Raw genomic sequence first — 6,039 nt, 5'->3', positions numbered from 1 at the left:
TGATGTCTTTTGCCAGCTCAGCGGCCAGTGCTTTGAGTTTGTCTTGGTCCATTTGCTTACCCACGAAGGTATCCTTTTGAAAAAGTTACTTATTCGTGGGCGGTTACACAATTGGATTTACAGGCTCTGAAGAAGTTGTGCAGCTTTTATCAAACGGCTTTCTGCCTTCGTTACTTACGGGAACTAATAGCGGACAGAAAATCAGCATTTTGAGAATACAGCCTAGTAAAAATGACTGTGACCTTGCAGACCAGACTTCACTACAGATCACAGATCTTCTACAACACTCATCTTCCATTCATTCTTTAGATACTACACCCACCCACTTCGCAACTTTGGCCTTTAGTTATCACTACTTCATTCTGCTTGTCAGCCCATGCCTGCTGTAATACGCCCAGAAAGCTACTTGCAGGCTGGGCGCCACTGAGAGAATACCTGTTGTTGAGCAAGAAAAGCGGTACGCCGCTTGCACCAATGGCGCGAGCGTTGTTTTCATCTGAAATGATGGCGTCCCTCAGTGTTCTACTATTGAGCGCATTTTCGGCATCTGTAGGGCTAACACCCACTTCTGTGGAGATTGCAACCAACTCCTTATGGTCAAAAATAGATCGCCCTTCAGTGATGCTTGCCATGAACAATCGCTCAGCTAGTTTTTCTCCTAAACCTACCTGATCGGCCATCTTTACCATGGCATGTGCATCCTTGGTATCACCAAACAGCATTGTGTCAAAGTTATACAAAAGCCCTTCTGACTCACCAGCAATTTTTATCTGCTTCATCATTAGTTCGGCACCTTGTTCTGTACCAAATTTTTTATACATTGCAGCCTTAAAAGGTGCTGGCGCAAATTCACTTGCTATACGATAGCTGTGGTGGCGAATCAACACATTATCCTTATTTTCAAAAACGTCTAATGCTTTTTCGAACCGTTTCTTTGCTATCCAGCACCATGGACAGACAAAATCGGACCAAATATCAATGGTTATTTGTGGGGAGAGTATATTCATAACTACCTCAAAAAATTTAACTAAATATTGATTGGGATGATATAAATTAAAGCCCGGTAACATAGGATATTATCCAGGCTATATAGCCGTTGGTTTATTCTAGTTGATAAGCTGGATAATCAGTATATCCCTTCTCTGGAGAGCTACTGATGCCGTAATAGGTTGTACGATCGCTTTCCGCCAGTGGCCAATCATTTTGCATGCGCTCAACCAAATCAGGGTTGGCAATGTAGGGAACACCAAAAGCCACCAGATCCACTTCACCTTTTTCCAACGCTTCTTCGGCAATGCTTCGATTGAAGCCGCCGGCAGCGATAATCGTACCGTCAAAAACGTTGCGGAATGAACTCTTGAAGCTATCAGCCTCTTTCGGGGCCGCATTGTAGTTCGGTTGATAGTACAAATGTACATAAGCAAGTTTACGTTGACCGAGGGCTGACGCGATGCTGGCCCAAGTTTCCTCTTCATTATCATACGGTGCTAGGTCGTAAATACGGCCGAATGGTGAAAGGCGAACTGCCACTTTGTCCTCACCAATAGCCATTGAGATAGCATCGATAGTTTCCATCAGGAAACGCTGACGGTTTTCAACAGTTCCACCGTATCGATCTGTTCTGGTGTTCAGTTGGCTACTTAAGAATTGATCAAAGATAAATCCATTGGCCGCCATGACTTCGACACCATCAAAACCAGCCTCTATTGCCAGCAGCGCAGATTTCACAAAATCCTCTGTAATGCGACCGACCTCTTCCGTCTCCAGTGCTCGCGGCTCACTGGGGGTAACCGCGCCCGGCTCGCCAGACTCCGTAAATGCAAACACGGTTGTATTGGTCGCAGGTATTGTTCCTGACGAGACAGGAGCCTGATTACCAGGCAGCAGAGATACATGCGACATGCGACCTACATGCCAGAGCTGCGCAAAAATACGACCACCTTTCGCATGGACAGCATCAGTAACCTTCCGCCAGCCTTGCATCTGTGCCTCATTATACAAGCCTGGTGTATACAAATAGCCGCGGCCCTCTTCAGACACAGGAAGACCTTCCGTGATCAGAAGGCCAGCAGATGCCCGTTGGGCGTAATAAAGAGCAACCAGCTCATCAGCAACATCATTAAGTGTCCTGGTTCGAGTCATTGGAGCCATTACAACACGGTTTTTTAAATGGATACTCGCCATATTGTAGGGAGTGAATAACTTACTCATCGAATACCTCACTAAAGGTTAAATAAAAAATATCAGGATGGCCTGACAAACCAGGCATATCACTCAAGCCCTGCGGCCACTAGTTAGATTCTCGCCAGCAGGAGGCATGCAACTATCTAGTTTGTTGCCGCTGTTGCAAGGAAGATGATACTGTGACAGTTTATCAACCTACCACTAGGTAGGCAATGGTGTTGTTGCAATTTTTTCAACGCCCATCAATGAGCCTTAATTGAGTTCATCTTCCTGTGCAGGAGGAATGTCTGCCTGCTCTATATGAGATGCGCTTGATGCCAAAACCCACAAATGAGGTACCGAAAAATGCATGAGTTGTTCATCTGCAACGAAAATAACTTCCACCAAATTGAGCGCACCAAGGGGTTGGCTGTTGTGCGCTTTTTTGCGTCCTGGTGCCCACCTTGCCGCGATAGTGAAGCGCTCTTTAATGAGTTTGCTGAGCAGCTGGAACACTCTGTGATTGTTGGGAGTGTGAACATTGATCAGTCTCCTGTTTTGACCACCCGCTATGAAATCTGGGGGTTACCCTCAGTGCTGATGTTCAAAGATGGACAGCTGATCAAACGCATCGTCGGGGGGAAATCGTCAGAACATTACCATCACGCACTGACAGAGGTGAAGGACGCCACACTCCGAGGCTCTGAACCAGGGGGGGTGTGACTAAAAACGGTAGAAAAGAACGGCTGCATAGGCATGGTATGCCAGTCAACATGGGTCGATAACAATAAAAACCAGCAGAAACTTGACAAGAAGAACAGACACACATAACCTTAACCTACTAGTTGGTAGGTTGGTTTAATCCTAAATTCTCAGCAGGTGAGACTATGCAGAATAGACAATTTGAAGGTCAGAAGATCTTGGTTATTGGCGGCACAAGCGGCATAGGGTTTGAAACAGCGCTAATAGTCGCCGAGCAAGGCGGAACTGTAGTTATTGTCGGAAGCCGGGCAGAGAAAGCTGAGGAAGCACGTAAACAACTTGCTACTGTAAGCGGTGACGAAAAAGTCTTTGCGTTAACTGCAAACTTATCAAATTTTGACAGTGTGCAGTATCTGATTAGCCAGTTAGCGCTTGAGCACAAAGATATCGATATGTTGGTAAATTCCGCAGGAATTTATTACCCCAAGGGATTCTTGGAACATACTCTCGATGACTATAACAATTTTCTCGATCTAAACCGCGCATTCTTCTTTATTACGCAGCAGATTGCAGCGTCACTCATAGCTCAGAATAAAACCGGTTCGATCGTCAATGTAACAGCCGTTGCTGCCCGCCAAGCGATTGAAACTGTTACGGCCTCTGCCTATTCAATGGCGAAAACCGGGTTGGATACGATGACTCGGCATGCTGCTGCTGAACTGGCAAGATACGGCATTCGTGTAAATGCAGTCAGCCCAGCCATTGTGGAAACTCGTATTTTTGAACGCTTCATTCCGAGTGAAGAACTAAATAGTGCCCTACAGGATTTCAGTAATTTCCATCCACTAGGCCGAAATGGCACTCCACGTGATGTTGCGGAGACTATTATATTTCTTCTCTCAGATAAGGCATCTTGGGTGACCGGGGCGATCTGGGATGTTGATGGTGGTGTCATGGCTGCACGTAAGCTTGGAAAATAAAATTCAACAAACTAAAAAGGTACAAAAAATGATCAATGAATGGAGCAATAGACTGTCCGATCTTATCAAGAGCGTGGGTAATCTTGCCAAAGCAAATCAACCTGTGGCTCATGCATTTCATAACCTGGAAGCCGCAACAAGGGCTGGTAATGTACTGGATCCGAAAACTCATGAACTCATTGCATTAGCCGTTGCGGTAACCACTCGATGCGATGGTTGTATCGCAGCTCATGCTGCGGCGGCCAAAAAAGTTGGCGCAACGAAAGAAGAGGTTGCAGCTGCTTTGGGAACTGCAATCGCTCTAAATGCTGGTGCAGCATATGTCTACTCGGCCCGAACTTTAGACGCCTACGATGGAGTATGAGCTCATAGAGTCACTATACACTAACTACTGAAATTAATGTTCCCGATTATTTTGTTAATCGAATAATAGGGGAAGTCACATACAGGAATATTATTATGAAAAACATCGTTAATGGCATTGACATGACCGAATTCCAGCAATTCGCTGAGGGTGTAAGTCAAGATCCCAGCATATCGAAAGCGCGCTTCAATGTGGAAACTCGTTGGGCCGGTCAAACACGCTCTGTGTCTACGATAAAATCCTATGAACTGCGTGGTAAGAACTATGAGCGTAATTTCCATATCGCAGCAGATGAGCCAACGGAAATATTGGGAACCAATACAGCTCCCAATCCCCAGGAACTACTGATGGCTGCCCTCAATGCCTGCATGACGGTTGGCTACGTTGCCATAGCGGCAACCAAAGGGGTCACTATCAACTCGCTGAAAATTGACACAACAGGAGAGCTTGACCTGCGCGGCTTCCTGGGATTGGATGAAGCTGTCAATCCAGGTTATGACGAGGTGCAATATAGTGTTTACATCGACTCTGATGGAACTGATGCGCAGTTAGAAGAGATCCACAACGCCGTGCTTCAAACATCGCCTAACTATGCCAACTTCTCACGAGCCATTCGCATGGTACCCAAACTGGTCATTGCAGAGAAGTAATGCAATGAAGAGAGCATGCAGTTTGCTACGTCGAGATTTACCTCTAATCCGTGATGTTATAGCATGCTCTCTCCATGTCCTCACGCAGGTAGTACACCATATGTCTATTGATACAAGAGAATCATTAATTAAATCTGCTGAGTATATGTTGCGTTCCAGAGGCTATGCAGCATTTAGTTATGCTGACCTAGAAAAAGTAGTAGGGATAAGAAAAGCAAGTATACATCACCATTTCCCTAAGAAAGAAGACCTTGGTGTGGTAATTATCGAGTCTTATATTGAGCGCTCCGTTCTCGATTTCGATAGAATTGAACACGATTTTCCAAATGCATTTGGTCGGCTATGTGCATTCGCCTCTTTGTTCAGAGCCGCAATGGCTGATGGAATGTTACCTTTATGTGGTGCACTTGCAGCAGAAATGGCGGCATTGCCTGAAAAATTACAAGCACTAACTCGTAAGTATTTTGACATTCAATTGCAATGGCTTGAAAAAATAATAACTATGGGCATCTCCAGCGGTGAGTTTTCTCCTGATGGAAATTCACGGCAGATAGCTTTTCAGATTTTAAGCCTGATGGAAGGTAGTAGTTTTGTCAGGTGGGCTATGGATGATGGCTTTGAACTTGATCCAAGTGTGATTGGCCGTATTGTCGCAGCCAGAATTTAGTTAGGCTGGCACGGTCTCCATTCATATACCCCTTTTTTACGGACAAATAAAACTCATATAATAGTAGGGTATTTCCCACCCTGCTCTATTATTTATTACACCAGCCAAGTAGAGGAGGACTATCCAACATAGCCAAGATGTCTTAACACTAAGTTTTTATGCGCGGAGTAATCCGCGCTTTTTTATAGATACGGCAGTGCCATGGTGCTGACGGCGCTGGCAGGCTTTGCCGCCACTGCCCAGGCCGCCGATCACAGACAAAATCCGTTTACCCTGGCCTATGGAAGGTGCGAATAAGCGGGGAAATTCTTCTCGGCTGACTCAGTCATTTCATTTCTTCATGTTTGAGCCGTTTTTTCTCCCGTAAATGCCTTGAATCAGCCTATTTAGACCGTTTCTTCGCCATTTAAGGCGTTATTCCCAGTTTTTAGTGAGATCTCTCCCACTGACGTATCATTTGGTCCGCCCGAAACAGGTTGGCCAGCGTGAATAACATCGCCAGTTGGTTATCGT

Annotated in this window: 7 protein-coding genes; 5 read left to right on the top strand and 2 right to left on the bottom strand. The window is 45.5% G+C overall.

The genetic code is table 11. From position 1 onward, the window contains the following. Nucleotides 1-305: 305 nt before the first annotated feature. Both ACLHZ1_RS20320 and ACLHZ1_RS20315 read right to left on the bottom strand, forming a co-directional pair. The gene (locus ACLHZ1_RS20320) at nucleotides 306-1,070 is read right to left on the bottom strand and encodes a DsbA family oxidoreductase (protein WP_234917622.1); all 765 of its coding nucleotides are present in this window, start codon (nucleotides 1,068-1,070) and stop codon (nucleotides 306-308) included. A 31-nt stretch (nucleotides 1,071-1,101) separates the two neighbouring features. Further along, the gene (locus ACLHZ1_RS20315; RefSeq protein ID WP_041211542.1) at nucleotides 1,102-2,211 is read right to left on the bottom strand and encodes an alkene reductase; all 1,110 of its coding nucleotides are present in this window, start codon (nucleotides 2,209-2,211) and stop codon (nucleotides 1,102-1,104) included. Between the two features lie 318 nt (nucleotides 2,212-2,529). Between ACLHZ1_RS20315 and ACLHZ1_RS20310 the strand changes: the two genes are divergently transcribed. From ACLHZ1_RS20310 to ACLHZ1_RS20290, 5 genes are all read left to right on the top strand, one after another. Beyond that, nucleotides 2,530-2,886, top strand: coding sequence for a thioredoxin family protein (locus ACLHZ1_RS20310; protein WP_050498234.1), 357 nt, complete (start codon nucleotides 2,530-2,532; stop codon nucleotides 2,884-2,886). A 164-nt stretch (nucleotides 2,887-3,050) separates the two neighbouring features. Then, entirely contained in the window at nucleotides 3,051-3,845 is a 795-nt protein-coding gene (locus ACLHZ1_RS20305) for an SDR family NAD(P)-dependent oxidoreductase (protein WP_427263503.1), read from the top strand. Further along, complete coding sequence (locus ACLHZ1_RS20300) at nucleotides 3,835-4,209, top strand: carboxymuconolactone decarboxylase family protein (protein WP_427263502.1); 375 nt, start codon at nucleotides 3,835-3,837, stop codon at nucleotides 4,207-4,209. The genes ACLHZ1_RS20305 and ACLHZ1_RS20300 overlap by 11 nt, the downstream gene beginning before the upstream one ends. Nucleotides 4,210-4,304: 95 nt before the next feature. After that, entirely contained in the window at nucleotides 4,305-4,859 is a 555-nt protein-coding gene (locus ACLHZ1_RS20295) for an OsmC family protein (RefSeq protein WP_171268911.1), read from the top strand. 100 nt (nucleotides 4,860-4,959) lie between these two features. Further along, on the top strand, nucleotides 4,960-5,526 hold the full coding sequence (locus tag ACLHZ1_RS20290; protein ID WP_059112251.1) for a TetR/AcrR family transcriptional regulator: 567 nt from the start codon (nucleotides 4,960-4,962) through the stop codon (nucleotides 5,524-5,526). Nucleotides 5,527-6,039: the final 513 nt, after the last annotated feature.

This window comes from Aeromonas sobria (assembly GCF_050266975.1).
Taxonomy (GTDB): Bacteria; Pseudomonadota; Gammaproteobacteria; order Enterobacterales; family Aeromonadaceae; genus Aeromonas; species Aeromonas sobria_B.
This window is presented reverse-complemented; position numbering and strand designations above follow the sequence as displayed.